Origin of the sequence: Polaromonas sp. JS666 (genome assembly GCF_000013865.1) — a bacterium.
Classification (GTDB): Bacteria; Pseudomonadota; Gammaproteobacteria; order Burkholderiales; family Burkholderiaceae_C; genus Polaromonas.
The window spans coordinates 4396814-4422678 of record NC_007948.1 but is presented as its reverse complement, the minus strand read 5'-3'; the positions used below and the strand labels follow the sequence as shown (position 1 = coordinate 4422678).

Sequence of the window (25865 nt, the reverse complement as noted above, 5' to 3'; positions counted from 1 at the left end):
AGGCGTCGCTACCCGCGGCGCCGAACCAGGCGCCGCGCTTTTGTCACCAACACTCCTATGCTCACTTTCCAGCAAATTATCCTGAAGCTGCAGTCCTACTGGGATGCCCAGGGCTGCGCCCTGTTGCAGCCCTATGACATGGAAGTCGGTGCCGGTACGTCACACACTGCTACGTTTTTAAGAGCGCTCGGCCCTGAGCCCTGGAAGGCCGCCTATGTACAGCCGAGCCGTCGGCCGAAAGACGGGCGCTACGGCGAGAACCCCAACCGCCTGCAGCATTACTACCAGTACCAGGTGGTGCTCAAGCCCGCGCCGGCCAACATCCTGGAGCTTTACCTCGGCTCGCTTGAAGCCCTCGGTTTTGATTTGAAGAAAAACGACATCCGCTTTGTCGAGGACGACTGGGAAAACCCCACGCTCGGCGCCTGGGGCCTGGGCTGGGAAGTCTGGCTCAACGGCATGGAAGTCACGCAGTTCACCTACTTCCAGCAGGTCGGCGGCATCGACTGCAAGCCCATCACCGGCGAGATCACCTACGGACTGGAACGCCTGGCCATGTACCTGCAGGGTGTGGACAACGTCTACAACCTGACGTGGACGGATGGTTTGAGCTATGGCGATGTCTACAAGCAAAACGAGGTGGAGCAGTCCACCTACAACTTCGAGCACAGCGACGCCGACTTCCTGTTCACCGCCTTTACGGCGCATGAAAAGCAGGCCAAACACCTGATTGGCGTGCAACTGGCCCTGCCCGCGTACGAGCAGGTGCTCAAGGCCGCGCACAGCTTCAATCTGCTGGACGCCCGCGGCGCGATTTCGGTGACGGAACGAGCCGCCTACATCGGCCGCATCCGCAACCTGGCGCGTGCCGTGGCACAAAGCTACTATGAGAGCCGCGAACGGCTCGGCTTCCCGATGGCGCCCCGCGAGTGGGTGGAACAGATGACGAAGAAGGCGGCGTGAGAGCGATGACGATGACTACCCAAAACCTTCTGGTTGAGCTGTTTGTGGAGGAGCTGCCGCCCAAGGCGCTCAAGAAGTTAGGTGATGCGTTTGCTGGCGTGCTGCTGGAGCAGCTCAAGGCGCAGGGCCTGACGACCGCTGGGTCGGTGCTCACGTCTTTCGCCTCACCGCGCCGCCTTGCCGCGCATGTGACGGCTGTCGCTGTGCAGGCCGCCGACAAGGCTGTTTCGCAAAAACTCATGCCGGTGACCGTCGGTCTCGACGCGTCGGGCCAGGCCACACCGGCGTTGCTGAAAAAGCTGCAGGCGCTGGGCGCCGATGCCTTGGCTGTGGCGGGCCTGAAGCGCGTACCGGATGGCAAGGCCGAAGCACTTTTCTACAACAGCACTGTGATCGGCGCCACGCTGGCGGAAGGCCTGCAGAAAGCCCTCCTCGAGGCGATTGCCAAACTGCCGATTCCCAAGGTCATGACCTACCAGCTGGCCGATGGCTGGAGCGACGTGAAGTTTGTGCGTCCTGCGCACGGGCTGGTTGCACTGCACGGCAGCGATGTCGTCGCCATTGAAGCGTTGGGCCTGAAGGCCGGCAACATCACGCACGGCCATCGGTTTGAGGCTGCGGTTGATCCGGTGGTGTTGAAGAACGCTGACGGGTACGCGGCCACGCTGCAAAAGGATGGCGCCGTGATCGCCAGCTTTGCCGAACGCAAGGCCGAGATTGCCCGCCAGCTGGCGGCCGCTGCTTCCAAGGTGGGCGGTGGCGCCCGGGCGATTGAAGACGACGCCTTGCTCGACGAGGTGACTGCACTGGTCGAGCGCCCCAACGTGCTGGTCTGCGAGTTCGAAAAGGAATTCCTCGACGTGCCGCAGGAGTGCCTGATCCTCACGATGAAGGCCAACCAGAAGTACTTCCCGCTGCTGGATGCGCAGGGCAAGCTGACCCACAAGTTCCTCGTGGTCAGCAACATCAGCCCCACCGATGCGAGCGCGGTGATTGGCGGCAACGAGCGCGTCGTGCGTCCGCGCCTGGCCGATGCCAAATTCTTCTTCGACCAGGACCGCAAGAAAACGCTGGCCTCGCGCGTGGCCGGGCTGGACAAGGTGGTTTATCACAACAAGCTGGGTTCGCAAGGTGAGCGCGTCATACGCGTGAGCCATATCGCTTACGAAATTGGCAAGAAGCTTTATCCCTTGGATGATTCAACGGCGATCCATGCTCAGTTGGCGGCACAACTCGCCAAGGCTGACCTTGTAACCGACATGGTGGGCGAATTCCCGGAATTGCAAGGCACCATGGGCCGCTATTACGCGTTGAACGATGGTCTTCGGCCTGATATCGCCGACGCCATTGAAGATCACTATAAGCCGCGTTTTGCCGGTGACGAGCTGCCGCGCAACAGCGTTGGCGTGATCGTGGCACTGGCCGACAAGCTGGAGACACTGGTGGGCATGTTCGGCATCGGCAACCTGCCCACCGGCGACAAGGATCCGTTTGCGCTGCGCCGTCATGCACTGGGTGTTATTCGCATGCTGACGGAAAAGGACTTGGCATTGGACATGAACGCATTGCTGCAGAGTGCAGTCGATGTTTTTGGCGGCGCCGTTTATACGGAAGGTGTTAGTCCAAGTGCGCCAGTGCCTGGCACAAAGGGCGTGCTATCAACTGGCGTTGTGATGGATGTTCAAACCCGCGAGAAAATCACCGATTTCATCTACGACCGCCTGGCCGGCTCCTTGCGCGAGCAGGGCTACAGCGCGCAGGAAGTTGATGCCGTGCTGGCCCTGCGGCCGCAGCGCCTGGGCGATGTCGCCAAACGCCTGGCGGCCGTGCGCGCCTTCGCGGCATTGCCCGAGGCGCCGGCACTCGCCGCGGCCAACAAGCGTGTCGGCAACATCCTGAAGAAAGCCGATGGCACGGTGGAGGCCAGCGTCAGGCCGGAACTCCTGCAGGAAGCGGCGGAACAGGCACTGGCCGAAGCGCTGCAGTCCGTCGGGCCGAAAGCTGATGCAGCTTTCACCGCCGGTGACTACGCGGCTTCCCTGCAGGGGCTGGCCGCCCTGAAAGCACCCGTCGACGCGTTCTTCGACGGCGTGATGGTCAATGCCGAAGACCCGGCTCTGCGCGCCAACCGCCTCGGCCTGCTGGCCACGCTGCACCAGGCCATGAACCGCGTGGCCGACCTGTCCAAGCTGGCAACATGAGCCCCCTCGCAGTCTGACCCTTCAATGCAAAGCACCATGAAACTCGTCATCCTTGACCGCGACGGCACCATCAACAGCGACAGCGACGACTTCGTCAAGACGCCGGAGGAATGGCTGCCGCTGCCCGGTGCGCTGGAGGCGATTGCCCGGCTCAACCATGCAGGCTGGCATGTCGTCATTGCATCCAACCAGTCAGGCCTGGGGCGGGGCTTGTTTGATGTGGCCTCGCTCAATGCGATACACGCCAAAATGAACAAGATGCTGGCCGCCCTCGGCGGGCGCGTCGATGCCGTGTTTTACTGTCCGCACAGCCCCGAGGAAAGCTGTAACTGCCGCAAACCGCTGCCGGGCCTGTTCGAGCAGATTGGCGCGCGTTTTGGTGTGCCACTCAAGGGGGTGCCCACCGCCGGCGATTCCCTGCGCGATCTGCTGGCGGGGGCCGCGGCCGGCTGCGAGCCGCACCTGGTGCTCACCGGCAAGTCGGCGCAATACCGCAACGGCGTGCCGCCCGAAGGCATGCCGCCGGGCACCTTGGTGCATCGCGACCTGTCGGCCTTTGCCGACTTCATCCTGGAGCGCAGTGCCCGGCCCGCACCAGCGTCGCTATAAAGAAGATAGCTGACTGTGCCCGTGAAGTAGGGGTGTAGTGGCTGCAGGCCTTCAGAGAACTTTCAAATTCACCCCGAACGCCGGAAACACCTGACATGCCCCTGATTCGATCCATTCTGCACATTCTGTGGATGGCCCTCACGGTGATTCCGTGGGCCATTTTCGTGATCATTGCCTCCATCTTCGTCAGCAGCACCACGATGTACTGGATGTGCGCCGGCTGGCTGCGCCTGGCCGTCAGCAGCGGCACGGTGATTCTCGGCATCAAAAACCGGGTGACGGGCTGGGAAAACCTGCCCACGGGCAAAACCAGCGCCGCGGTGCTGCTGGTCAAGCACCAGAGCACCTGGGAGACGTTTTGCATGCCTACGCTGATGCCGCATCCGCTGGCCTACGTGTTCAAGAAAGAGCTGCTTTACGTGCCGTTTTTTGGCTGGGCCATGGCGCGCATGGACATGATCCACATCGACCGCAGCCAGCGGGCGCAGGCCTTCAACAAGGTCGTCGCGCAGGGCAAGCGGCTGATGAGCCAGGGCACCTGGGTGATCATGTTCCCCGAGGGCACACGAATCCCGCGCGGGCAAAAAGGGGTTTACAAATCCGGGGGGACCCGCCTGGCCATTGAGACCGGCGCGCCTGTCATTCCGATTGCCGTGACGTCGGCCAAGTGCTGGCCGCGCAAAGCCTTCATCAAAAGGCCGGGCGTGGTGGACATCTCGATCGGCAAGCCGATCGACAGCACCGGCCGAAAACCCGATGAACTGATGCGGGAAGTGGAAGCGTGGATTGAAGCCGAGATGCACCGCCTCGACCCGGAGGCTTACACCACCGTCGGTGGCGCTGTGCCAACCGTGCCAGCGGCCTGAGCCATTCAGGCGTGCAATCCGTGATCGGTCTGGTGCCCGGCCGCCGCGCCCGCTAAACTGCCATGATGCAAAGGCTTGTCCAGCTCACTCTCGATCTCTTTGAGCGGGAGCCGGCACCTCCTGCGAACGCCGCAGGTTCTGAAGCTGCGCCGGCGTTGAACGAAATACTGCCGAAAAACCCTGAAAAACCTGCGCATTCTGCTATTGAAAAAATAGCAATTACCAGTCCGTCCACTGATGCTCTTTCCCCCCAGACCCTGCAGCAGGCGTTGGCACCCGCCACCTTCCGTCACCCACGCGCCAAGCGCGAGGCCCTGCTCGATGGCGTGTTGGTGGCCTATGAATTCAGGCGGGGCAAACGCCGCACCATCGGATTCTCGGTGGGTACCGACGGACTCGCGGTCAGTGCGCCCAAGTGGGTGCCGCTGTATGACATTGACAAGGCCGTGCTGGAAAAGTCGGGCTGGATCCTGAAGAAGCTGCAGGAAAGCCGCGAGCGCCATCACCGGCTTGAGTCGGCACGCATCGATTGGAAAGATGGCGTCACCCTTCCTTTTCTGGGTGAGCCGGTCATGGTGGCGATCGATTCGCGCCACGCGTTTGGCGGCGTGGGCGCGGAGCTTAAAACCCGTGTCGACGGGGCTGTGCGCCATGCAGGCAACGAGCCGCCCCACAACAAACTGCCTGGCGAGGTGCAGCTGAGCCTGCACGTGGGCCTGCCCCACAGCGCCACGCCCGAGCAGATCCGCGATACCGTGCAGGCTTGGCTGATGCGCCAGGCCAAGCGCATTTTCACCGAGCGGCTGGATCATTTCGCACCGCATCTGGGGGTGCAGTGGCGCAAGCTGAGCCTGAGCAGTGCCGGCACGCGCTGGGGCAGCGCCAGCGCCGACGGCTCCATCCGGCTGAACTGGCGGCTGATTCATTTCAAGCCGTCGGTGATCGACTACGTGGTGGTTCACGAGTTGAGCCACCTGCGGGTGATGGATCACAGCCCGCGTTTCTGGGACACTGTACGGGCGGTCGTGCCCGATTACGCTGAACTGCGCGGGCAACTCAAGGACGAGGCCATTCCCCGCTGGTAATCCAGGGCATGGGCGTTGTTGCGAGCAACAAAAGAGCAACCAAACGACAGCAAAGATTCGACACTTCCATGCCGTAAATCACGAAAGTAAGGAAACGTAACATATGAGTCCAAATCCTTGATCTGATTAAAACCATAAAATCTCAGGGAAACTGATAGCCGTAATCGGGGGAACTCATGAACCACAAGCTGATACTGGTCGTTGAAGACAATCCCGACCACCTTGAACTGACTGTGCTGACGCTGGAAGAGCAGGGCGTGTCCGCCGAAATTGCGGTCGCGCGCGATGGCGCCCAGGCGCTGGACTACCTGTTCGGGCAGGGCAGCCATGCCGGCCGTGATACCCAAAAACAGCCGTCGCTGATCCTGCTGGACATGAAGCTGCCCAAGCTGTCCGGTCTGGACGTGCTGCGCAGTGTCCGCAGCAATCCCCTGACGGCGCTGGTGCCGGTGGTGATGCTGACCTCCTCCAGCGAGCAGTCCGACATCGTGGCCTGCTACCAGAGCGGCGCCAACGGTTTTGTGCGCAAGCCGGTCGACTTTGGGGATTTCACCGAAAAACTCAATTGCCTGCAGGCCTATTGGCTGGACGTCAATGAGTCAATTGCGACGGGATGACGATACGCGCCGCGTCCGGCATTCAGGCTCCACCGCCTGATGCGGGTCGTGCCTGCGTCAGCAGGCATGCCAGATCGTGCGCTGCGGCGGGCACGCCAATTGAAAGGCTGATGCGATGACGGGCCGGATGACGCTGCGGACGCGCCTGGTCATGCTGGTGGTTGCGGCGATTGTCCCGCTGTTTGGCCTGTCCATTTTCAAGGCCTGGGTCAACTCGGATGCGGCCATCAACCGGGCCACCGCCAACCTGCAGTTTGCAGCTTCGCTGGTGGCCGCCAACCAGGAGCGGATGGTCGACTCAGCCCACCAGCTGCTGATTTCGATCGCCAACGTCCCCGGCCTGACCAGCGAAAAGTCCCTGGACTGCCAGCGGTATTTCAAAACCTTGCGGGAAAACTTTTCCATCTACGCCAACCTGGGCATCGTTGGCGTTGACGGTTACGCGCGTTGCCACGGAGTCGACAGCAGTCAGCCGGCCTATCTGGGGGATCGCGACTACTTTCGCGCCGCAGTAACCCGCCGCAGTTTTGTCGCCGGCGACTACATCCTGGGGCGACTGTCGGGAAAACCCAGTATCACGTTTGCATTACCGGTGCTCGGCGCGGACGGGCAGGTCTTGCGGGTTGTCTATGTCGCGGTCGATTTGACCGAGATGGCCAAGTCGGTTGCCGCCATTCAGCTGCCACCTGGTGCCGCGGTGGGCATCCATGACCGCAACGGTGTGCTGCTGGCGAGCAAGCCCGCGCTTCCCATCAAGGTCGGACAAAAGGTTGCCAGTGTGGTGCTCCGCGAGGCCGTGCAGGCCAAGAGCACCGGGGTGCGCGAGGGGAAGGATGCCTCGGGTGAGCTGCGGCTCTGGGCATTCATGCCCAGCGGTGCCTCGGCAGACTCGGCCTTTTTTGTCGCAATCAGCATCAACCGTGACCTCGTGGTGGGGCCTGGCCAGCGTCAGCTGGGGCTTGAGTTGGCCGTGCTCGCGCTGGTGGCATTTCTCGGCGCCTGGATTGCCTGGATGATGGGCGGGCGCACCATCGTGAAGCCTACCCGGGAAATTCTTGACGCGACCCGCTTGCTCCAGAAAGGCCAGCTGGATGTACGCATCCCGATGCATTCGGTTCATGACGCGGGTGAGTTCACCAAAATTGCCGACGGTTTCAACGCCATGGCCGAGTCGCTCCAGCAGCGCGAGCAGGACCTGGAGGCCGAGCTGGCGCGCAGCCAGCAGTCACGTGCCACACTGGACCTGACGGTCAACAGCATGCAGGAAGGCCTGATCGCCGTGGATGCCTTTGGCCGCCCGCTGCTGGTCAATGAAGCGGCCTCCCGGCTGTTTGTCCTGGCGCAGGCCCCGACGGTGTTGTCCGCCGAATGGCCGCAGCACCTCGGGCTGTATCTGCCTGGCGCTGACACCTTGTACGCGTTTGACCAATTGCCGCTCTACAAGGCTCTTCAGGGGCAAAGCGGTGGACCGCAGCACATTCTGGTGCGCAATGCCGCCGTGCCTGCGGGGCGCCTGATCAGCTGCAGCTACCGGCCGATGCACGGCCGTGACGGTCTGGTGGGCGCGTTGATGGTGTTTGCCGACATTACGCAGCTGGAGCAGTTGCAGCTGGAGCGTGCAAAAAGCTATGCCGAGCTGCGCGAGACCCAGCGCAAACTGCTGGAAGCGCAGCGGATGGGCCGTATCGGCAACTGGGAGTCTGATTTCCGAACCGGGCAGCTTTGGTGGTCGGAAGAGGTTTACGCGCTGTATGGGCTGGCGCCCGGCACCGTCGAGCTCTGCAGTGATATGGCCATGAGCATGATGCATCCGGAAGACAGGGCGCGCTACGTTCAGGGCTACGAGCGCTCCGTTGGTGAGCGCGCAGAGTACGGTGTGGAGTTCCGCGTCATCACGCCGGCCGGGGATGTCCGCTGGATGCACCAGCTGTGCAAGCCGCATTTCGACGAGACCGGGCAGGCGATTTACCGCACCGGCGTGATCCAGGACATCACGGCGCGCAAGCAGTCGGAACTGGCGCTGGTTCATACCACCGACCTGTTGCGCCGCACCGGCGAGATGGCCATGGTGGGCGGTTGGGAGCTGGTGCTTGACGGCATGCGATTGAGCAGTTCGGAGCAGGTTCTCCGGATTCACGAGCTGGAGCCGGGTGCGCCTTGGGGGGCTGAAGACGCCATCAACTCCTATCCACCGGAGGCACGGAAAACTTTCATCGCAGCCGTCAATGCGGCAACCGGGCACGGCACCCCTTGGGACCTGGAGTTGCCCATGATCACGCAGACCGGCCGGCGCATCTGGGTGAGGACGCAGGGCCAGGCCTTCATGCAGGATGGCAAGGTGGTGCGGCTCGCCGGCGCCTTGCAGGACATCACTGCGCAACATGAGTCGCGTGAGCACCTGCGCCTGCTGGAGTCCAGCATTTCACGCCTCAACGACATGGTGGTGATCACCGAGGCCGTGCCCTTGGGCGAGCCCGGGCCCCGCATTGTCTTTGTCAACGACGCCTTCGTGCGCCGCACCGGTTACAGCCGCGAGGAAGTGCTGGGCAAGACGCCGCGCATTTTGCAGGGCCCCCAGACCCAGCGGGCCGAACTCGATCGCATCGGTGCAGCACTCAGGGCGTGGCAGCCGGTCCAGGCCGAGCTGGTCAATTACACCAAGAGTGGCGAGCCGTTCTGGCTCGACCTCGACATCGTTCCCGTTGCGGACTCCCAGGGGGGCTTCACGCACTGGGTGGCGGTCGAGCGGGACATCACACAGCGCAAGCTGGCCCAGCAGGCGCTCGTCGAGAGCGAGCAGCGTTACGCCGCGCTGTTTGAGGGGGCACCGGTGCCGATGTGGATTGTCGACGACCAGACGCATGCCTTTTTGGCGGTCAATGGGGCGTGCACCGAGCGCTACGGCTACACGCGGGAAGAACTCCTGAGCATGACGATTTTTGATATCCGTTCGGATATTGAAGCCCAGCGCTTGAAGGCCGAAATCGCCAGCGGCGCCCACAAGCCCGTCAACCGCCGCGTGCACCGATCTAGGGACGGCGCCGACCTCGATGTCGAGACGGTTTCCCGCAAGATCCAGTACGAAGGCAGACCGGCGCGGCTGGTGGTTGCGTTCGACGTGAGCGCGCAGGTGAAAGCCGAAAAGGATGCCCAGGAATACCTGTTCACCCTGCAGCGCGCCGCCGACGCCGCCTCGGCCATCACCTGGCACCAGACGCTGGATGGCACGATGCAGGAAGTTGCGGAGCAGGTCCGGGGGGTGATTGGTACCCATCAGGCGGCGGTGAGCCTGACCATCAACAGCGACTGGGCGCAGGCTGTCCATGCGCTGTCCTTGTCCGAGAAATATGCGGCATACCGTGACCTGATGGAGCCGCCGGACGGCACCGGCATTTACGCCGTGGTCTGCGAGGCCAACCGGTCCATGCGGCTGACCCAGGCCGAGCTGGAGGCGCACCCGCGCTGGCGCGGCTTTGGCAGCCATGCCGGCAAGCACCCCGCGATGCGCGGCTGGCTCGCGGTACCCTTGGTGGCCCGGAGCGGAAAAAACATGGGCTTGCTACAGCTCTCGGACAAATACGAGGGCGAGTTCACCCAGCAGGATGAATATGTGGCAATGGAGTTGGCGCAGCTCGCTTCCATCGCCATAGAAAATGTCCAGCTGCTGGAAGAAGTGGGTCGGCTCAATGCGGGGCTGGAACAAAAAGTCGCGGAGCGCACCGCTGCGCTGACCCGACAGGAGGCCCTGTTCCGTGCCCTGGCCGAGCGGGCGCCCCAGGTGATCTGGACCGCCGACCCCAGCGGCGCTCCAACCTATTACAACCAGGCCTGGTTTGACCTGGTGGGTGGCCGGTTTAGCGACTGGGCGGGCTCGCGCTGGCTTACGGCTATCCATCCGGAAGACCTGCCCGAAGTCCAGGCGAGCTGGCAGCTGGCCAGTGCCAGCCGGTCGCAGTATGAGAACATCCGCCGCCTGCGCGCCAGGGACGGCAGCTACCACACCATGTCTTCCCGGGCCACCCCGGTGCTTGACGAGCGGGGCGAACTGGCCTACTGGGTGGGCATTGATGCGGACATCACCGAGATCAAGACCATCGAGGCCGCCTTGCGCCTGTCAAACCAGGAGCTTGAGGCCTTCTCGTATTCTGTCTCCCACGACCTGCGCTCGCCGCTTAACACCATTGACGGGTTCAGCCGCCTGCTGTCCAAGCAGCTCCCCGGCCATGTCAACGAGAAGAGCCGGCACTACCTGGCGCGCATCCAGACGGGTGTGGCGCAGATGGGGCAACTGATTGAAGATTTGCTCTCGCTGGCACAGGTATCACGCGCGCAGTTACGGGCTGAGCTGGTGGACCTGTCGGCGCTGTCCCGCCGGATTCTGGGTGAGTGGCAGGCGCGCGACCCCGAACGCCGGGTCGTGGTTCATGTTGAAAGCGGTCTGCAGGCGCATGGCGACTCGCGGCTTGTGGGTGTGGTGATGGAAAACCTGCTGAGCAATGCCTGGAAGTTCACCTCGCGCAAAGTCGGGGCGAGCATCAGCGTCACCCAGCAACCCGACGCAGCAGGGCAGCCGGTCTTCGTGGTCCGGGATAACGGCGCCGGCTTCGACATGGCGTATGCCGACAAATTGTTCAACCCGTTTCAGCGCTTGCATGCGGCCTCGGAGTTTGCCGGCACCGGCATCGGGCTGGCCTCGGCCAGCCGCGTGATCGGCAGGCACGGCGGGCGGCTGTGGGCGCAATCCGAGCCCGGTTGCGGGGCTGCTTTTTTCTTTACCCTGCCCAGGACCGCTATTGCGGTCTGAACAGATTTGACCCACCCGCCCGCCCAGCCCCGCTCCTCCCCGCCGGGCACCGCACATCGTGCCAGCCTTATATTTGCCTTGACCCCGGTTTTTCTATGTGTTTTCGATTGCTGAAGTAATTAAAATGCTGAAAATGACAAGATTTACCTCTGTTACGGGCCGCCATGCCGCGTGAACCCAAATCCTTCGAAGATGCCATCACGGCGACGGACTTCTCCAGTGAAGATTACTGTGGCACGAGCTATGCGGCCAAGCTGCTCGGTCTGTCGGTCGCCACCGTGCAGTCGCTGGTGGAAAAAGGGGAAATTGACGCCTGGAAGACCCTGGGCGGCCACCGCCGGATTGCCCTGCAGTCCATCAATGCCTACCTGGCCAAGAACAATCCGCAAGTCGCCAAGGTAGTCGACACCGATCCGAAACACCGTTTGCGCGTGCTGCTGGTCGAGGACGACGAGGCCACCCGGGAGCTGTACCAGCTCCAGTTTGAGGACTGGGACCTGCCGGTCGATTGCACCTGGATGCCTTCGGCGCTGGAGGCCTTGATGGACATTGCCAGCATGCGTCCGGATTTGCTGATCACCGACCTGTCCATGCCTGGCGTTGATGGCATCGAAATGCTCAAGGCCCTCAAGCGCAATCAGCAGTTGGCGGACATGCAGATTATTGTGATCAGTGGCTTGCCGCCGGAGGCCATCGAAGAGCGGGGCGGTCTTCCGCCGGATGCCCACCGGTTGCAGAAACCGGTGAATTTCGACTGGCTGCACGGGTATGTCACGGCACTGGTGACGGCCAACCGCAAGTGGCACCACTAACGACTGTGACTGCAACCCGAAAATATCAAAACATGAACGCGCGCTGTTTTGTTTGTCAACGCATCCATGGCGGCGCTGCGACCCTTGCGAAGGCCTGCAGCCTTCGCTGCGGTTTGGCGTCGGTCCCGGGCATGAATAATCCATCACTGTCATTGGGTTGCGTTACTTCCGGGCTGCCGTACTAGCGGGCGGCACCGGATTCTGAAGCAAGCCAGCCCGCCAAACAATCCCCGTGCAATCCCCATGAGCCGATTCCTCAACCTGTTCGGGGTGAAGCTGGCAGACAAGATGCCCGGCCTGGGCGTGCAGAACGGGAGTCGGTCATCGGCGCCGGCTGAGCTGGGCTGGGGGCCTCTGGAGCAGTCCGGCGACGGCATGGTGTTGCTCGATGAACGCGGCCGAATCACCGAGGCGAATCCCCGCGCGCTCGAACTCCTGCACTGCGCGCAGCCGGCCCTGGCCGGGCTCGATTTCTGGGAGGCCGTGCCGGAAGACATCACGGAGCAGCATCAGAGCGCCACGGGCCAGGCCCTGACCTTTGCCGCGCGGCACGCCTTTGTTGCCCACGACAAGTTTGAAGACAAGTGGGTCCGGTACGCCTTTACGAGGCAGCCCCCCGGCTACGTCGTCAGCCTCAGGGATGTCTCATCCACGCAAAGGTTGCTGGATGTGCTGGAAGACAGCGAGCGTTACAACCAGCTGATTTTTGAGGCGAATCCCAACCCGATGTGGATCTTTGACGACAGCTCCACGCGCATCCTCGCTGTCAACCAAGCGGCCGTCGAGTTTTATGGCATTGCGCGCAAGAAGTTCCTGACGCTGGGCATGGATGCGCTATTTCCCGAGGGAGAAGGCGCTGGATGGCTCAGCTCCCTCGCTTCGGGCAAAGGCGTCGGGGAGGGGCTGCTCGCGCTGCGCCTGTGCAAACAGCAAAAGGCCGATGGGCAGCAGGTGCTGGTGGAGCTGGCCTGCGGCCCGGTCAGCTGGAATGGCCAGCAGGCAGTTTTCGTCAGTCTGGCGGATGTCTCACAGCGTCACCTTGCCGATGGCGCCTTGCGGCGGGCCAATGCGGAGCTGGAACAGGAACTGGCCGGGTGCCAGAGCGAGCTGGAAAAGACCAGGCGCGATGTGGCCGCCTTCACCCGCGCGGTGTCCCACGACTTGCAGGGGCCGCTGCATGCCGTCAACGGGTTCGCGAAGGTGCTGGCAAAGAACTACTCGACTGCGCTCGATGCGTCCGGCCTGCATTATGTGAGCCGCATTCAGGCCAGCACGCGCCAGATGGCCAAGCTGGTTGATGACCTGCGAACCCTGGTCCAGTTGCCGGAGCTGTCCGGTAACCCTGAAAAATTCGACCTGGTACCTATTTGCCGAGCACTGGTCGACGATTTGCGCAAACGCGCCCCGGACCGCAGCGTGGCGATCGAGATGGATGCCAGCCTGCTGCTCGTTGGTGACAAGGGGTTGTTGACGACGGCGTTGGCCTGCCTGCTGGAAAACGCCTGGAAATTCACCTCCAAAAAAGCCGAAGCCTGGATCAAGGTCGGGCTGATGCCCGGCGCCACCCCCGGCGAGCTGGTCCTGCTGGTGTCGGACAATGGGGCGGGCTTTGACACGGCCTACAGCAGCAAACTGTTCACGCCTTTTCAGCGCCTGCACTCTTCTGCTGAATTCCCCGGCAACGGTCTGGGCCTGGCTATCGTCAAGCGGGTTGCCGCACGGCACGGCGGCAATGTCTGGGCTGAAACCACCGGCCAGGCAGGCGCCAGTTTTTACCTGGCGCTACCGCATGCTGCGCAGGCCGCCTGACGGCCTGAGCCCGTACACACGCCACCCGGCACGCCGTGCCAGCGCAGGCGCCCACCGGGCCTGTCAGGCGTCCGCGGTTCTCAGCCTGCCCGGGACGTTGCGCTCCTGCAGGCCCTGCTGCACCAGGCTGCCGATCATGTCCGCCGTCACGGCTGACAGCGTCCAGCCCAGGTGGCCGTGGCCCGTGTTGTAAAACACGCAGGGAGACCGACCGCGGCCGACACGGGGCATCATGTTCGGCATCATGGGCCGCAGGCCTGCCCAGGGCACCACGCTGCGGGTGCTCATGCCCGGGAAGCATTGCTCCACCCAGTCGATCAGGGGTCGAATGCGGTCGTCGCGGATGTCCTTGTTGTAACCGTTGAACTCGGCAGTGCCCGCCACGCGGAAACGATCCTCACCCAGGCGGCTTGTCACCAGCTTGGTCTCATCGTCGAGCAGGCTGACCATGGGAGCCGCTGCGCGGCTGGACTCGTCGAGCAGGTTCACCGTGATCGAATAGCCCTTGACTGGGTAGATGTTCACCCGGTCACCGAGTCGCGCGGCCACCGCACGGCTGGCGACGCCGGCGCAGACGACCACCCCGTCGAACACCGAGGTGCGTCGCTCGTCAGCCTGTCCCACCGTGACATCGACCTGCCGGCCGTTGGTGGTGACCGATTGCACGTCCTGCCCGTACAGGCAATGAACGCCGCGCCGCGCGATGGCGGCGGCCAGTCCGGTCGTGAACTTGTGAATGTCGCCGGTCGAGTCGCTTTCCGTGAAGAAGCCGCCATAGTAGCTGCCCGCCAGGGTCGGCTCGATGGCGCGCATTTCCGACGGTGTCACGGCGCGTCGCGCGAGCCCGCCCTGGGCCAGCAGTTCGGTCACGCGGGCCGCGTGATCGAACCCGGCCTTGTCCCGGTAGATGTGCAGGATGCCCTGCTGCTTCAGGTCGAAATCGATGCCCTCCTGCGCGGCCCAGTCGAACAGATGCTCGCGCGCCGCCACGGCCAGGCGGGCGGTTGCTATCGTGTTCTGGCGGTAGGCCGGCATCGAGGCAATGAACTCGGCGAACCAGGACAGCTTGTGCCAGCTGGGCTTGGGGTTGAGCAGCAGCGGGGCATCGCTCTTGAGCATCCACTTGATGCCTTTGAGCAGGGTCGACCAATGGGTCCAGACCTCGGCGTTGGAGGCCGACAGCTGGCCCCCGTTGGCGAACGAGGTCTCCATCGCCGCGTAGCGATGCTTCTCGAACAGGGTGACTTCAAAACCGCGCTTGGCCAGCGCGTAGGCCGTGGTGACACCCGTGATGCCACCGCCGATGACGGCGATCGTTTTCATAGAAAGGTTCCAGAACGTCAAGGGTTGAGCCCGCACGCATCATGCGTGACGGACGCCCCCTCTGTTGCTGGACCTGAGAGATTCACGAACCGGCGCTGTGACGCGCGAATCCGCTTGCTCCTTCGGTGCGCCGGGTGACGAAAAAACCCGGCAGCTCTTCAGAGTGCATGGGTGGTACCGGTTCATTTGCCTGAGAGTTTCCGGGGCGGTTGCTCCTTCGGCGCCGCCGCCAGGCAATGCTGGACGGCAGACTCTCCCGATACCACGCTGGGGCGACTCATGCGAGCCGCCCCAGCGCTGCGATGATAACAATAATCTGGCCGGGGCGTCCAGTTCGGCACCGCGAACCGCCGTGCGCGCCGATCGAAACACCTGCGTGCTGGCCGCGTTGGCGGGCAGCGGCCACAGTGTCAGGCGGTCTTGGGGGTGGTCAAATCCTGCGCAAAACGCTGAGCCTGCGGCGCCGGTGTTGCAAAGTCCCGGGCGCCCGCTCGAGGCCTTGCCGCGTAGTCCCGGCCCCGCGCCTGCGGTTTTAGCCTATGGTTTCAGTGCGGCGATGGGGCTTCAAAGCGGAAGACGCCGGCGGCATCGATCCGCCGGTGCACCCGTCCCTCAAACCACAGTGCATGCAGGTGCGCAACTGATTCGCCCATGGCAAAACTGGTCTGGTGCAGGTCCAGCTTTCGCCTGAACATCACGGGCAGGATGTCGGCTGCGCTGCAGGGCCGGGCCTGACAGGCCTGCAACACCTCGGCCAGCCGGTCGCGGTGGTGGTCGTGCAACTGCTGGATACGCTCGTGCAGGCCACGGAACGGCTTGCCGTGCGAGGGCAGGGTCAGCGTGTCGGGCGGCAGGGGCCGGAATTTGTCGATGGACTGCAGGAACAGCGCAAGCGGGTTTGATTCCGGCTCCATGTCGTAGACGCTGACGTTGGTCGAGATGCGGGGCAGCACCATGTCGCCACTGATCAGCACCCGGGTCGAATCACAGTACAGCGCCATGTGCTCCGGCGCATGGCCATAACCACTGATGCAGCGCCAGTCCCGCCCGCCAATGCGGATCATCTGCCCGTCGACCAGGCGGCGAAAGCTGCCCGGCACCTCGGGCACCATGCTGGCGTAGTAGCCGGTGCGGCCCCTGATCTTCTCGACGGACTCCGGGTCGGTCAGCCCGTGGGCGGTGAAAAAGAGCGCGGCACTGTCTCCGCCAAAACCGGTGGTGCTCTGGGTGCCGATGCGGGCGCTGTGGTAGTCGGTGGCGCTCATCCACAGGCGACAAGTCCATGGCGCCCCCACGCTCCGCCGCTGCGCGGGTTGCTGCCCCCCGAGGGGGCCGGGCCCGCCTAGAGGCGGCTCGTCGGCGGGCCCCGCAGGAGTTGACCAGCGCTGGCAAAGCCAGTGCGCCAGGCCTATGTGGTCCGGATGCATGTGGGTCACGATGACGCGCAGGATGGGCAGGCCTTCAAGCTGGGTCGCAAAAATCGCTTCCCATTGCGCCTTGGACTCTTCCCTGCTGATGCAGCAGTCCACCACGCTCCAGCCCTGGATTTTTACGCCCGCGTTGTGCGGGTCATCGAGCTCATCGCGCAGCAGCCACAGGTTGATGTGGTCCAGCGCGAATGGCAGCGCCATGCGTATCCACTTGACGCCCGGTGCAATCTCAAGTGCCTCGCCTGCCTCGGGCAGGGTATCCGCCAGTGGGTAATCGAGCCGCTGTTCAAGGAGGTTCATGTAATATTCGCGCTATATTTGACGTTTACGTAAACGTCACGTGGAGCCATTGTAGTGATGACGCCCGCCCGGCGCTGTCACCTTTGTCCGTGTCCTTGCCTGCCCCTGTTCGTACCCACTCAATCATCATGGCCACGACTTACACCATCAGCGATCTTGCCAAAGAGTTTGACCTGACCACCCGCGCCATGCGGTTTTACGAAGACATGGGGCTGTTGCAGCCCCAGCGCATGGGGCCGGGCGGGCGCAACCGCGTTTACACGGCGCGCGACCGCACCCGGCTCAAGCTCACCTTGCGCGCCAAGCGGCTGGGCCTGTCGCTGGTGGAGGCCAAGGAAATCATCGATTCCTATGACAGTCCGCGCGACACCGCCCCGCAACTGAAGAAATTCCTGGCCGTGCTGACCGAGCACCGCAAGAAGCTCGAAGCGCAGATGCTGGACCTGCAGGCCAACCTGGACGAGATTCGCACCCACGAAAAAGAGGCCAAGGCGCTGCTCGACAAGACCGTCAAGGCCAAAGACAAACCCAAACCCAAAACCAGCCAGGTTTGAGTTCCCCCGGTTCCTGCGTTGATCGACGAGTTCAGCCTTTTCAGCCATTTCAGCAATATCAACAATTGCCTGGAGGCTTGTTGCGGTGGGGTCAAATGGTTCATAATTGACGTTTACGTAAACGTCAATTGACGTCGTGACCCCCTCCACTCCCGAAAGAAGGCTTTCCCCATGGACGCACTTTCCGCGCCGTCAGCGCTTTTTCAGCGCATTGAAGCGAGCTTTTTACGCCAGGGCATGATGCAGCACCTCGGTGCGCGGCTGCTGCGGGTGGAGGCCGGCTTGTGCGAAATTGCACTGCCTTACTCAGAACGTGTCACCCAGCAGCAGGGCGGCTTCCATGGCGGCGCCATGGGCGCGCTGGCAGACATTGCCGGCGGCTATGCCGCGCTGACGGTGGCGCCTCCCGAGGCCGAAGTCACCACGGTCGAATACAAGATCAATTTTCTGGCCGCCTTCAGGGATGGTGAGCTCCGGGCAACCGGCCGTGTCGCCCGGGCCGGCAAGCGCATCATCGTGACCACCGCCGACGTGGTGCACGTCGACGCCAATGGCAAGGAAAGCGCCTGCGCGCTGATGCAGCAGACGCTCGTTCCCGTGCCCAAGACCTACTGACAACCCGCAAGAACCAGCCCGGTCGCCCCCATGCACCTGGCTACCTCTGTAACCTCCCGCGAAAGACGCCATCATGACCAACCTGCCAGGACTTGACTTCCAGCTCGGCGAAGAGACCGACGCCCTGCGTGACGCCGTGCGTGAATTTGCGCAAGCCGAAATCGCGCCGCGCGCCGCCGAACTTGACCGCAACGACCAGTTCCCGATGGACCTGTGGCAAAAAATGGGCGCGCTGGGCGTGCTCGGCATCACCGTCGGCGAAGAATATGGCGGCGCAGGCATGGGCTACCTGGCCCACATGGTGGCCATGGAAGAGATCAGCCGGGCCAGCGCCTCCGTGGGGCTGTCCTATGGGGCGCACAGCAATCTGTGCGTCAACCAGATCAAGCGCAACGGCACCGACGCGCAGCGCCAGAAATACCTGCCCAAGCTGATTTCCGGCGAGCACGTCGGCGCGCTGGCCATGAGCGAGCCCGGCGCCGGCAGCGACGTGATTTCGATGAAGCTCAAGGCCGAGGACAATGGCGGCTACTACCTGCTCAACGGCAGCAAGATGTGGATCACCAACGGCCCCGACGCCGATACCCTGGTGGTCTACGCGAAAACCGAGCCTGAGCTGGGCGCCCGCGGCGTGACCGCCTTCCTGATCGAAAAGGGCATGAAGGGCTTTTCGGTGGCGCAAAAGCTCGACAAGCTCGGCATGCGCGGCAGCCACACCGGCGAGCTGGTGTTCAGCAATGTCGAAGTGCCGGCGCAAAACATCCTGGGCGGCCTCAATAGCGGCGCCAAGGTGCTGATGAGCGGCCTTGACTACGAACGCGCCGTGCTGACGGGCGGACCGCTGGGCATCATGCAGGCGGTGATGGACAACGTGGTGCCCTACATCCACGACCGCAAGCAGTTTGGCCAGAGCATTGGCGAATTCCAGCTGATCCAGGGCAAGGTCGCCGACATGTACACCGTGCTGCAGGCCGGGCGCTCCTTCGCCTATACCGTGGCCAAAAACCTGGACATGCGGGGCGCGGAGCATGCACGCCAGGTCCGCAAGGACTGCGCTTCCGTCATTCTCTGGTGCGCCGAAAAGGCCACCTGGATGGCCGGCGAGGGTGTGCAGATTTTTGGCGGCAACGGCTACATCAACGACTACCCGCTCGGACGCCTCTGGCGCGACGCCAAACTTTATGAAATCGGTGCCGGCACCAGCGAGATCCGCCGCATGCTGATAGGCCGTGAACTGTTTGCCGAAACCTGCTGAGGCCCGTACCCTGGCGCAACGAATGGCCAAGGGATGACCCTGTGAGGCCGCCCGGCCTGCAACTGATTAAGATCGTTCCCATGACAGCATCACTTGAAAGCCTTTTCAGCCATAACCGCGCCTGGGCGGCACAAATGGAAGCCGAACGGCCGGGCTTTTTCACCAGCCTGGTCAAGCAGCAGACTCCCAAATACATGTGGATTGGCTGCTCCGACAGCCGCGTGCCGGCCAACCAGATCACCGGGCTGGAGCCGGGCGAGGTGTTTGTCCACCGCAACGTGGCCAACATCGTGGTGCACTCCGACCTCAACGCCCTGTCCGCGATCCAGTTCGCGGTGGAGCGGCTCAAGGTCAAGGACATCATGGTGGTGGGTCATTACGGCTGCTCGGGCGTGCAGGCCGCGCTGGAAGGCGCGCGCATTGGCCTGGCCGACAACTGGATACGCCACATCCAGGACGTGCGCCACCGGCACCGCCAGCTGCTCGACAGCCTGCCCGATGCGGTGCGGGCCAATGCCTTGTGCGACATCAACGTGATCGAGCAGGTGGTGAACGTGTCGGTCAGCACCGTGATGGTGGACGCCTGGGCCCGCAGCCAGGACGTCACTGTGCACGGCTGGGCATTCGGTGTGCACGACGGCCTGCTGCAGGACCTGCAGATGAGCGTCTCAGACCCCGAGGAGCTGGATGCCCGCTACCGGCAGGCGGTGGACCGCGTCTGGGACCTCTGGAACAGCCGGTAACGTCAGATAACGCCAGACAGCGCCAGAACCAGGACTCGCCGTGTTTCCCCAGCGCCTTGACTCCACCATCGCCTACGACATTGCGAAAGCGATGATGGACGGGTTCAACCGCCACTACCAGCTGTTTCGCACCGAGTCGGCGCGTGCCAAGCACCGTTTCGAAACCGCCGACTGGCATGGCCAGCAACGCGCCCAGCGCGAGCGTATCGAGTTTTACGACCTGCGCGTGCGCGAAGCGTCGACGCGGCTGGAGCGTGAGTTCAAGGCCGGCGAGCAGTCCATGGATGTCTGGCACCAGGTCAAGCTGCATTACATCGGCCTGCTGGTCAATCACCACCAGCCCGAACTGGCTGAGACCTTCTTCAATTCGGTCACCACCAAAATACTGCACCGCAGCTATTTCCAGAACGACTTCATCTTCGTCCGGCCAGCCGTCAGCACCGAGTACATTGAAAACGAGGAGCCGACGGCGCAACCCACCTACCGTGCGTATTACCCGACCCGCGACAACCTGCGCGAGATCATCGTCCGGCTGGTGCGCGACTTCGACCTGCGCCTGGAGTTTGAAGACCTGGAGCGCGATGCCGGCTATGTGCTGGAGGCCGTCAGCGAGCGGCTCAGCGACGTGAAACTGCGCGCCAATTTCCAGATACAGGTGTTGTCGGGCCTGTTTTTCCGCAACAAGGGCGCTTACGTCGTCGGCAAGATCATCAACGGCTTTAATGAAGTGCCGCTTGCCCTGCCGATATTGCACAGCAAGAGCGGCAAGCTGGTGATAGACGCCGCACTGTTTGGCGAGGATGACCTGCTCATCCTGTTCAGTTTTGCGCGTGCCTACTTCATGGTGGACATGGGCATCCCGTCGGCCTATGTGCAGTTTCTGCGCAGCATGATGCCGCACATGCCGCGCGCGGAAATCTACAACGCGCTCGGCCTGGCCAAGCAGGGCAAGACGCTGTTCTACCGAGACTTCCTTCACCACCTGCGGCACTCGACCGACAAGTTCCGCATTGCGCCCGGCATCAAGGGCATGGTGATGCTGGTGTTCGACCTGCCCTCGTTTCCTTATGTCTTCAAGGTCATCAAGGACTACTATCCGCCGCAAAAAGACACCAGCCGCGAGCAGATCAAGGGCAAGTACCTGCTCGTCAAGCAGCATGACCGCGTGGGCCGCATGGCTGATACCCAGGAGTACAGTGAAGTTGCCTTTCCGCGCGCCCGGTTTGATGATGAGCTGATTGCTGAAATTGAAAAGTTTGCACCCAGCCAGCTCGAAATCAGCGACCGCGACCGCGACGGCAACACGGAGGTGATCATCAAGCACGTCTACATCGAGCGGCGCATGATTCCGCTGAACATTTACCTGCAGGAAGCGTTTGACGCCGGCGTCGGCGAGCCCGCTGCAAAAAACCAGATCGAACGTGCCGTTGTCGAATACGGCAACGCCATCAAGGACCTGGTGGCAGCCAATATCTTTCCGGGTGACATGCTGTGGAAGAACTTCGGCATCACCCGCCACGGCAAGGTCGTGTTCTATGACTACGACGAGATTGAATACATCACCGACTGCAAATTCCGCCGGGTGCCGGCGCCGCGCAATGATGAAGAGGAAATGAGCGGCGAGGTCTGGTATTCCGTGGGGCCCAAAGACGTCTTTCCCGAAACCTTCGCCCCCTTCCTGCTCGGCAATGACGCGGTGCGCGAGGTTTTCATGAAGCACCACGGCGACTTGCTGGATGCCGAGTTCTGGCAAAGCCACCAGGCCCGCATTCAGGCCGGCCATGTGCACGACGTCTTCCCCTATGAGCGGGAAAAGCGCTTCACCCGGCGCCATTCCCCCGGCCGGAATGACCACGAATTGTTGACCCACCTTCCGCCCGAGCCGATGCTGACCGGCCTCAGTGGCATGACCCCCTAAGCGCGGCAAGAGCCTGGCAAGCGCGCAAAAAGCACGGCAAGAACAGCACCACAGTTTTCATTCAACCCTGAAAGGACACACATCATGTCGGATTCCATCGTTATTCTCGGCGCCGCCCGTACCCCCATGGGCGGCTTCCAGGGCGACTTCAGTTCGCTCGCCGCACACGACCTCGGCGGCGCAGCCATCAAGGCCGCCATTGAGCGCGCGGGCATCGCGCCTGAAAAAGTCGACGAAGTCCTGTTCGGCAACTGCCTGATGGCGGGCCAGGGCCAGGCGCCGGCGCGGCAAGCCGGCTTCAAGGGCGGCCTGCCTGCCAGCGCAGGTGCCGTGACGCTTTCCAAGATGTGCGGCTCCGGCATGGAAGCCACCATGCTGGCGCACGACCAACTGATGGTGGGCAGCCGTGACGTGATGGTGGCCGGCGGCATGGAAAGCATGACCAACGCACCGCATTTGTTGCTCAAGGGCCGCAGCGGTGTGCGCATCGGCCACGACCGCATCTTTGACCACATGATGCTGGACGGCCTGGAAGACGCCTACGAGCCCGGCCGCGCCATGGGCACCTTTGGCGAGCAGTGCGCCGAAAAATACCAGTTCACCCGTGAAGCGCAGGACGCTTTCGCGGTGGCCAGCGTGCAGCGCGCCAAGGCGGCCACGGAGTCTGGAGCCTTCAAGGCCGAGATCACGCCGGTCACCGTGAAAGGCCGGGCCGGCGACACCGTGATTTCCATCGATGAAGGTCCGGGCAAGGTCAAGCTTGACAAGATCGCGGCGCTGCGGCCCGCCTTCAAGAAAGACGGCACCATCACCGCCGCATCCAGCTCGTCGATCAATGACGGCGCCGCGGCGCTGGTGCTGACCCGCGAATCCACCGCCAAAGAGCTGGGCGCCACACCCATCGCCCGCATCGTCGGCCATGCCACCTTTGCCCAGGCGCCCGAGTGGTTCACCACCGCACCGGTGGGCGCGGTGCAAAAGCTGCTCAAGAAGATCGGCTGGAGCGTGAAAGACGTGGACCTGTGGGAAGTCAACGAAGCCTTTGCCGTGGTGCCCATGGCCGCGATGAAAGAACTCGGCATCAGCCACGACATCGTGAATGTGAATGGCGGCGCCTGCGCGCTGGGCCACCCGATTGGCGCCAGCGGTGCCCGCATCATCGTCACGCTGATCCATGCGCTGAAAGCCCGCGGCCTGAAAAAAGGCGTGGCGACGCTGTGCATCGGCGGCGGAGAAGGCACGGCGCTGGCGGTTGAGCTGATGTAATGTTTTGTCGTCAGGTCTGCTGGCCGCATCCGCGCGAGGTGGCCCGGACTGGCTTCTACATGAGATCTTTCGCATGAGCACGGTGCTGGTCATAGGCGCTTCCCGCGGGATTGGCCTGGAACTGGTCCGCCAGTACCGCGAGGCCGGCGACCGCGTGATCGCCACGGCACGCGACGATGCCGGCCTGCAGCGGCTGCGCGCGCTCGATGCCCACGCCTTGAAGGTGGATGTGACTGATCCGGCCAGTGTCAGCGGCCTGGCCTGGCAGCTGGATGGTGAGAAACTTGACGTGGCCCTGTACGTGGCGGGCGTCTACACCACGGCGGGCGCCACCACGCCGCCCACGCGCGAGGAATTTGACCGCGCCCTGCACACCAACGTGCTGGGGGCGATGCAGGCCATCCCGCAGGTCGCGCCGCTGGTGGAGGCGGCGGGCGGCAAGTTTGTCTTCGTCACCAGCGGCATGGGGCGGATCGGCGGGGTGGGCTCCAGCTTTGGCTGGACTTACCGCGTCAGCAAGGCCGCACTCAACATGGCCGTGGTTGCGGCCCAGCACGACTACCCCCAAGCCATTCTGGCGGCGCTGTCGCCCGGCTGGGTGCGGACCGATATGGGCGGTCCGGGTGCGCCGCTGGCGGTCAGCGACAGCGTGGCCGCCCTGCGCAAAACCATTGCCTCGCTGAAGGCCCAACACAAAGGCGCGTTCCTCGACTATGACGGGCGCCCATTCGAATCATGGTGACCACATGCTGTTGACACAAGACCAGGAATTGATCCGCGACGCCGTGCGTGCCTTTGCGCAGCAAGAGCTCTGGCCCCACGCCGCCCGCTGGGACAAGGAGCACCATTTCCCGAAGGAAGCGCACAAGGGCCTGGCCGAACTCGGCGCCTACGGCATTTGCGTGCCGGAGGAATTTGGCGGCGCCCACCTCGACTATGTGACGCTGGCGCTGGTGCTGGAAGAAATCGCCGCGGGCGACGGCGGCACCAGCACGGCCATCAGCGTGACCAACTGCCCGGTCAATGCCATCCTGATGCGCTACGGCAACGCCGCGCAGAAAAAGCAGTGGCTCACCCCGCTGGCGCAGGGCCAGATGCTGGGCGTGTTCTGCCTGACCGAGCCGCATGTCGGCAGCGATGCCTCATCGCTCAAGACCGCCGCCGTGAAAGACGGCGACGGCTACGTCATCAACGGCGTCAAGCAGTTCATTACCAGCGGCAAGAACGGCCACGCGGCCATCGTCATTGCCGTCACGGACAAGGGCGCCGGCAAAAAAGGCATGAGCGCCTTCATCGTGCCCACCGATGCGCCGGGCTACGTGGTGGCCCGGCTGGAAGACAAGCTGGGCCAGCATTCCAGCGACACGGCGCAGATCAACTTCGACAACTGCCGCATCCCGGCCGAGAACCTGATCGGCGCCGAAGGCGAGGGCTACAGGATTGCCCTGGGTGCGCTGGAGGGCGGGCGCATCGGTATCGCGGCCCAGAGCGTGGGCATGGCACGCAGCGCGTTTGAATTTGCGCTGGGCTACGCCAAAGAGCGCCAGAGCTTCGGCACCGCCATCTTCAACCACCAGGCGGTCGGCTTCCGCCTGGCCGAGTGCGCCACCAAACTGGAAGCCGCGCGCCAGCTGATCTGGCACGCCGCCAGCCTGCGCGATGCCGGCCGGCCCTGCCTGAAGGAAGCCGCCATGGCCAAGCTGTTCGCCAGCGAGATGGCCGAAGAAGTCTGCAGCGCCGCCATCCAGACACTGGGTGGCTATGGTTATGTCAGCGACTTCCCGGTGGAACGCATCTACCGTGACGTGCGGGTCTGCCAGATCTACGAAGGTACCTCGGACGTGCAGAAAATCATCATTCAGCGCGCTTTGGCCTGATACCTTGCGAGACGGACCGTAGTAATGCGAAGCGTTCTGCAAGTGATCAACCGACCAGGACTCTCTGAATTCGTGGCTGGAATCCAGCCATCTCGTCGCCTTGTGCCGCGACATATTTCCGACCTCGGCGCAGCAGGCAGTCAGTTGCCTGGCCAGCGGGCCGGGCTGCGACGGTGATGCAGGCAGGCCAGAACGGAGACGCTGTGGTCGCTTAACAGTTCGAAATGCAGGGCATAAGGAAACCGCCGAAGCAAAATACGGCGGAACCGTTCTCTTGTGGGCGGAAGGGCCTCGGGGTTGCGTGCCAGCTGTTCTTCGGCCGCTGCGACCACCCGCAAAAAATAGCCTCCCAGGCCGTAGGATTTTTGCTCGTACCAGTCGAATGTTTCGGCAATTTCGGCTTGTGCCGCTGCTTCAAAAATAACCCGCGGTCACAGACGCACGCCAAGCGATTGCGCGATCTGGGCCAGGCTTTTGCCCTGAGCGGGGTGGGCGTCACGCCAGACCGCACGGCGTTCAAGTTCGTCCAGAACGTCATCTCTGGTTTCAGGGGCAGTCTCAGCGGCAAACTCATCCCACAGGTCTTCCACCAACTGAAGGCGCTCAAACTTGCCAAGGTGTTCAACGGGTTGCAATGTGGCTTTCATGCAGCAAAGTCTAGCACTCCTGCCTCCGAATGGTGTTGCCAGCAAGTACACCAAAATGGGGGGAGAATCGTGGGCGGCAACCTTGTCGACGGGGGCAGGTAACGGCAGGGAGTCACCTCTGGCTACACATGCAGAAAATCATCATTCAGCAGGCCCTTGCCTGAGCCCGTA

At 63.0% G+C, this 25865-nt stretch carries 21 protein-coding genes and 1 riboswitch; of the genes, 17 read left to right on the top strand and 4 right to left on the bottom strand.

The annotated features are described in order from the left end of the window. Window positions 1-57: 57 nt before the first annotated feature. The 9 genes from glyQ to BPRO_RS20950 all read left to right on the top strand — a co-directional run bounded on the left by glyQ (window position 58) and on the right by BPRO_RS20950 (window position 13766). Entirely contained in the window at window positions 58-963 is a 906-nt protein-coding gene (gene glyQ / locus BPRO_RS20990) for a glycine--tRNA ligase subunit alpha (protein ID WP_011485084.1), read from the top strand. 11 nt (window positions 964-974) lie between these two features. Then, complete coding sequence (gene glyS, locus BPRO_RS20985) at window positions 975-3164, top strand: glycine--tRNA ligase subunit beta (protein ID WP_041390109.1); 2190 nt, start codon at window positions 975-977, stop codon at window positions 3162-3164. A 36-nt stretch (window positions 3165-3200) separates the two neighbouring features. Continuing rightward, window positions 3201-3773 (top strand): D-glycero-beta-D-manno-heptose 1,7-bisphosphate 7-phosphatase, encoded by a 573-nt coding sequence (gmhB, locus tag BPRO_RS20980; RefSeq protein ID WP_232291440.1) that lies wholly within the window; start codon window positions 3201-3203, stop codon window positions 3771-3773. 95 nt (window positions 3774-3868) lie between these two features. After that, on the top strand, window positions 3869-4639 hold the full coding sequence (locus BPRO_RS20975; protein ID WP_011485081.1) for a lysophospholipid acyltransferase family protein: 771 nt from the start codon (window positions 3869-3871) through the stop codon (window positions 4637-4639). A gap of 65 nt (window positions 4640-4704) precedes the next feature. Continuing rightward, complete coding sequence (locus BPRO_RS20970; protein WP_041390108.1) at window positions 4705-5724, top strand: M48 family metallopeptidase; 1020 nt, start codon at window positions 4705-4707, stop codon at window positions 5722-5724. Window positions 5725-5900: 176 nt separating this feature from the next. After that, window positions 5901-6341, top strand: a complete 441-nt coding sequence (locus tag BPRO_RS20965; RefSeq protein ID WP_011485079.1) for a response regulator — start codon at window positions 5901-5903, stop codon at window positions 6339-6341. Between the two features lie 127 nt (window positions 6342-6468). Beyond that, on the top strand, window positions 6469-11145 hold the full coding sequence (locus tag BPRO_RS28090; protein WP_198140955.1) for a PAS domain S-box protein: 4677 nt from the start codon (window positions 6469-6471) through the stop codon (window positions 11143-11145). A 164-nt stretch (window positions 11146-11309) separates the two neighbouring features. Then, complete coding sequence (locus tag BPRO_RS20955) at window positions 11310-11957, top strand: response regulator (RefSeq protein ID WP_011485077.1); 648 nt, start codon at window positions 11310-11312, stop codon at window positions 11955-11957. A 243-nt stretch (window positions 11958-12200) separates the two neighbouring features. Continuing rightward, entirely contained in the window at window positions 12201-13766 is a 1566-nt protein-coding gene (locus BPRO_RS20950) for a sensor histidine kinase (protein ID WP_011485076.1), read from the top strand. A 63-nt stretch (window positions 13767-13829) separates the two neighbouring features. Here the strand turns inward: BPRO_RS20950 and BPRO_RS20945 are convergent, their stop codons facing one another. Both BPRO_RS20945 and BPRO_RS20940 read right to left on the bottom strand, forming a co-directional pair. Then, window positions 13830-15089, bottom strand: a complete 1260-nt coding sequence (locus BPRO_RS20945) for a D-amino acid dehydrogenase (protein WP_011485075.1) — start codon at window positions 15087-15089, stop codon at window positions 13830-13832. Window positions 15090-15257: 168 nt separating this feature from the next. Further along, window positions 15258-15358: riboswitch (glycine riboswitch) on the bottom strand. Between the two features lie 276 nt (window positions 15359-15634). Continuing rightward, window positions 15635-16819: an MBL fold metallo-hydrolase gene (locus BPRO_RS20940; protein ID WP_011485074.1), complete on the bottom strand. Its 1185-nt coding sequence runs from the start codon at window positions 16817-16819 to the stop codon at window positions 15635-15637. Between the two features lie 128 nt (window positions 16820-16947). On the opposite strand from BPRO_RS20940, the gene BPRO_RS20935 reads away from it, so the two are divergent. From BPRO_RS20935 to BPRO_RS20900, 8 genes are all read left to right on the top strand, one after another. After that, on the top strand, window positions 16948-17373 hold the full coding sequence (locus BPRO_RS20935) for a MerR family transcriptional regulator (protein WP_011485073.1): 426 nt from the start codon (window positions 16948-16950) through the stop codon (window positions 17371-17373). Window positions 17374-17544: 171 nt separating this feature from the next. Continuing rightward, complete coding sequence (locus BPRO_RS20930; RefSeq protein WP_041388991.1) at window positions 17545-17988, top strand: PaaI family thioesterase; 444 nt, start codon at window positions 17545-17547, stop codon at window positions 17986-17988. Between the two features lie 73 nt (window positions 17989-18061). Beyond that, the gene (locus BPRO_RS20925) at window positions 18062-19243 is read left to right on the top strand and encodes an isovaleryl-CoA dehydrogenase (protein WP_011485071.1); all 1182 of its coding nucleotides are present in this window, start codon (window positions 18062-18064) and stop codon (window positions 19241-19243) included. Between the two features lie 80 nt (window positions 19244-19323). Continuing rightward, on the top strand, window positions 19324-19986 hold the full coding sequence (gene can / locus BPRO_RS20920) for a carbonate dehydratase (protein WP_041388990.1): 663 nt from the start codon (window positions 19324-19326) through the stop codon (window positions 19984-19986). A gap of 40 nt (window positions 19987-20026) precedes the next feature. Continuing rightward, window positions 20027-21904 (top strand): bifunctional isocitrate dehydrogenase kinase/phosphatase, encoded by a 1878-nt coding sequence (aceK, locus tag BPRO_RS20915; RefSeq protein WP_011485069.1) that lies wholly within the window; start codon window positions 20027-20029, stop codon window positions 21902-21904. An 84-nt stretch (window positions 21905-21988) separates the two neighbouring features. After that, window positions 21989-23170: an acetyl-CoA C-acyltransferase gene (locus BPRO_RS20910; RefSeq protein WP_011485068.1), complete on the top strand. Its 1182-nt coding sequence runs from the start codon at window positions 21989-21991 to the stop codon at window positions 23168-23170. Between the two features lie 73 nt (window positions 23171-23243). After that, window positions 23244-23912, top strand: coding sequence for an SDR family oxidoreductase (locus BPRO_RS20905; RefSeq protein WP_011485067.1), 669 nt, complete (start codon window positions 23244-23246; stop codon window positions 23910-23912). 4 nt (window positions 23913-23916) lie between these two features. Continuing rightward, entirely contained in the window at window positions 23917-25047 is a 1131-nt protein-coding gene (locus BPRO_RS20900; protein WP_011485066.1) for an acyl-CoA dehydrogenase family protein, read from the top strand. Between the two features lie 140 nt (window positions 25048-25187). Here BPRO_RS20900 and BPRO_RS30940 read toward each other — a convergent pair whose 3' ends face one another. Next, entirely contained in the window at window positions 25188-25442 is a 255-nt protein-coding gene (locus BPRO_RS30940; RefSeq protein ID WP_369794716.1) for a hypothetical protein, read from the bottom strand. 36 nt (window positions 25443-25478) lie between these two features. Continuing rightward, a complete protein-coding gene (locus BPRO_RS20895; protein WP_041388989.1) occupies window positions 25479-25694 on the bottom strand; it encodes an addiction module protein in 216 nt (71 codons plus the stop codon). Window positions 25695-25865: the final 171 nt, after the last annotated feature.

What these genes read in the sequence shown, in the direction of transcription:
- BPRO_RS28090 (WP_198140955.1), top strand. Translation starts at nt 6,469, where the DNA reads ATGACGCTGCGGACGCGCCTGGTCATGCTGGTGGTTGCGGCGATTGTC.
- BPRO_RS20955 (WP_011485077.1), top strand. Translation starts at nt 11,310, where the DNA reads ATGCCGCGTGAACCCAAATCCTTCGAAGATGCCATCACGGCGACGGAC.
- glyS (WP_041390109.1), top strand. Translation starts at nt 975, where the DNA reads ATGACTACCCAAAACCTTCTGGTTGAGCTGTTTGTGGAGGAGCTGCCG.
- BPRO_RS20950 (WP_011485076.1), top strand. Translation starts at nt 12,201, where the DNA reads ATGAGCCGATTCCTCAACCTGTTCGGGGTGAAGCTGGCAGACAAGATG.
- BPRO_RS20935 (WP_011485073.1), top strand. Translation starts at nt 16,948, where the DNA reads ATGGCCACGACTTACACCATCAGCGATCTTGCCAAAGAGTTTGACCTG.
- BPRO_RS20925 (WP_011485071.1), top strand. Translation starts at nt 18,062, where the DNA reads ATGACCAACCTGCCAGGACTTGACTTCCAGCTCGGCGAAGAGACCGAC.
- BPRO_RS20965 (WP_011485079.1), top strand. Translation starts at nt 5,901, where the DNA reads ATGAACCACAAGCTGATACTGGTCGTTGAAGACAATCCCGACCACCTT.
- BPRO_RS20905 (WP_011485067.1), top strand. Translation starts at nt 23,244, where the DNA reads ATGAGCACGGTGCTGGTCATAGGCGCTTCCCGCGGGATTGGCCTGGAA.
- BPRO_RS20895 (WP_041388989.1), bottom strand. Translation starts at nt 25,694, where the DNA reads ATGAAAGCCACATTGCAACCCGTTGAACACCTTGGCAAGTTTGAGCGC.
- gmhB (WP_232291440.1), top strand. Translation starts at nt 3,201, where the DNA reads ATGAAACTCGTCATCCTTGACCGCGACGGCACCATCAACAGCGACAGC.
- BPRO_RS20910 (WP_011485068.1), top strand. Translation starts at nt 21,989, where the DNA reads ATGTCGGATTCCATCGTTATTCTCGGCGCCGCCCGTACCCCCATGGGC.
- BPRO_RS20930 (WP_041388991.1), top strand. Translation starts at nt 17,545, where the DNA reads ATGGACGCACTTTCCGCGCCGTCAGCGCTTTTTCAGCGCATTGAAGCG.
- can (WP_041388990.1), top strand. Translation starts at nt 19,324, where the DNA reads ATGACAGCATCACTTGAAAGCCTTTTCAGCCATAACCGCGCCTGGGCG.
- glyQ (WP_011485084.1), top strand. Translation starts at nt 58, where the DNA reads ATGCTCACTTTCCAGCAAATTATCCTGAAGCTGCAGTCCTACTGGGAT.
- BPRO_RS20940 (WP_011485074.1), bottom strand. Translation starts at nt 16,819, where the DNA reads ATGAACCTCCTTGAACAGCGGCTCGATTACCCACTGGCGGATACCCTG.
- BPRO_RS20975 (WP_011485081.1), top strand. Translation starts at nt 3,869, where the DNA reads ATGCCCCTGATTCGATCCATTCTGCACATTCTGTGGATGGCCCTCACG.
- BPRO_RS20900 (WP_011485066.1), top strand. Translation starts at nt 23,917, where the DNA reads ATGCTGTTGACACAAGACCAGGAATTGATCCGCGACGCCGTGCGTGCC.
- BPRO_RS20970 (WP_041390108.1), top strand. Translation starts at nt 4,705, where the DNA reads ATGCAAAGGCTTGTCCAGCTCACTCTCGATCTCTTTGAGCGGGAGCCG.
- BPRO_RS20945 (WP_011485075.1), bottom strand. Translation starts at nt 15,089, where the DNA reads ATGAAAACGATCGCCGTCATCGGCGGTGGCATCACGGGTGTCACCACG.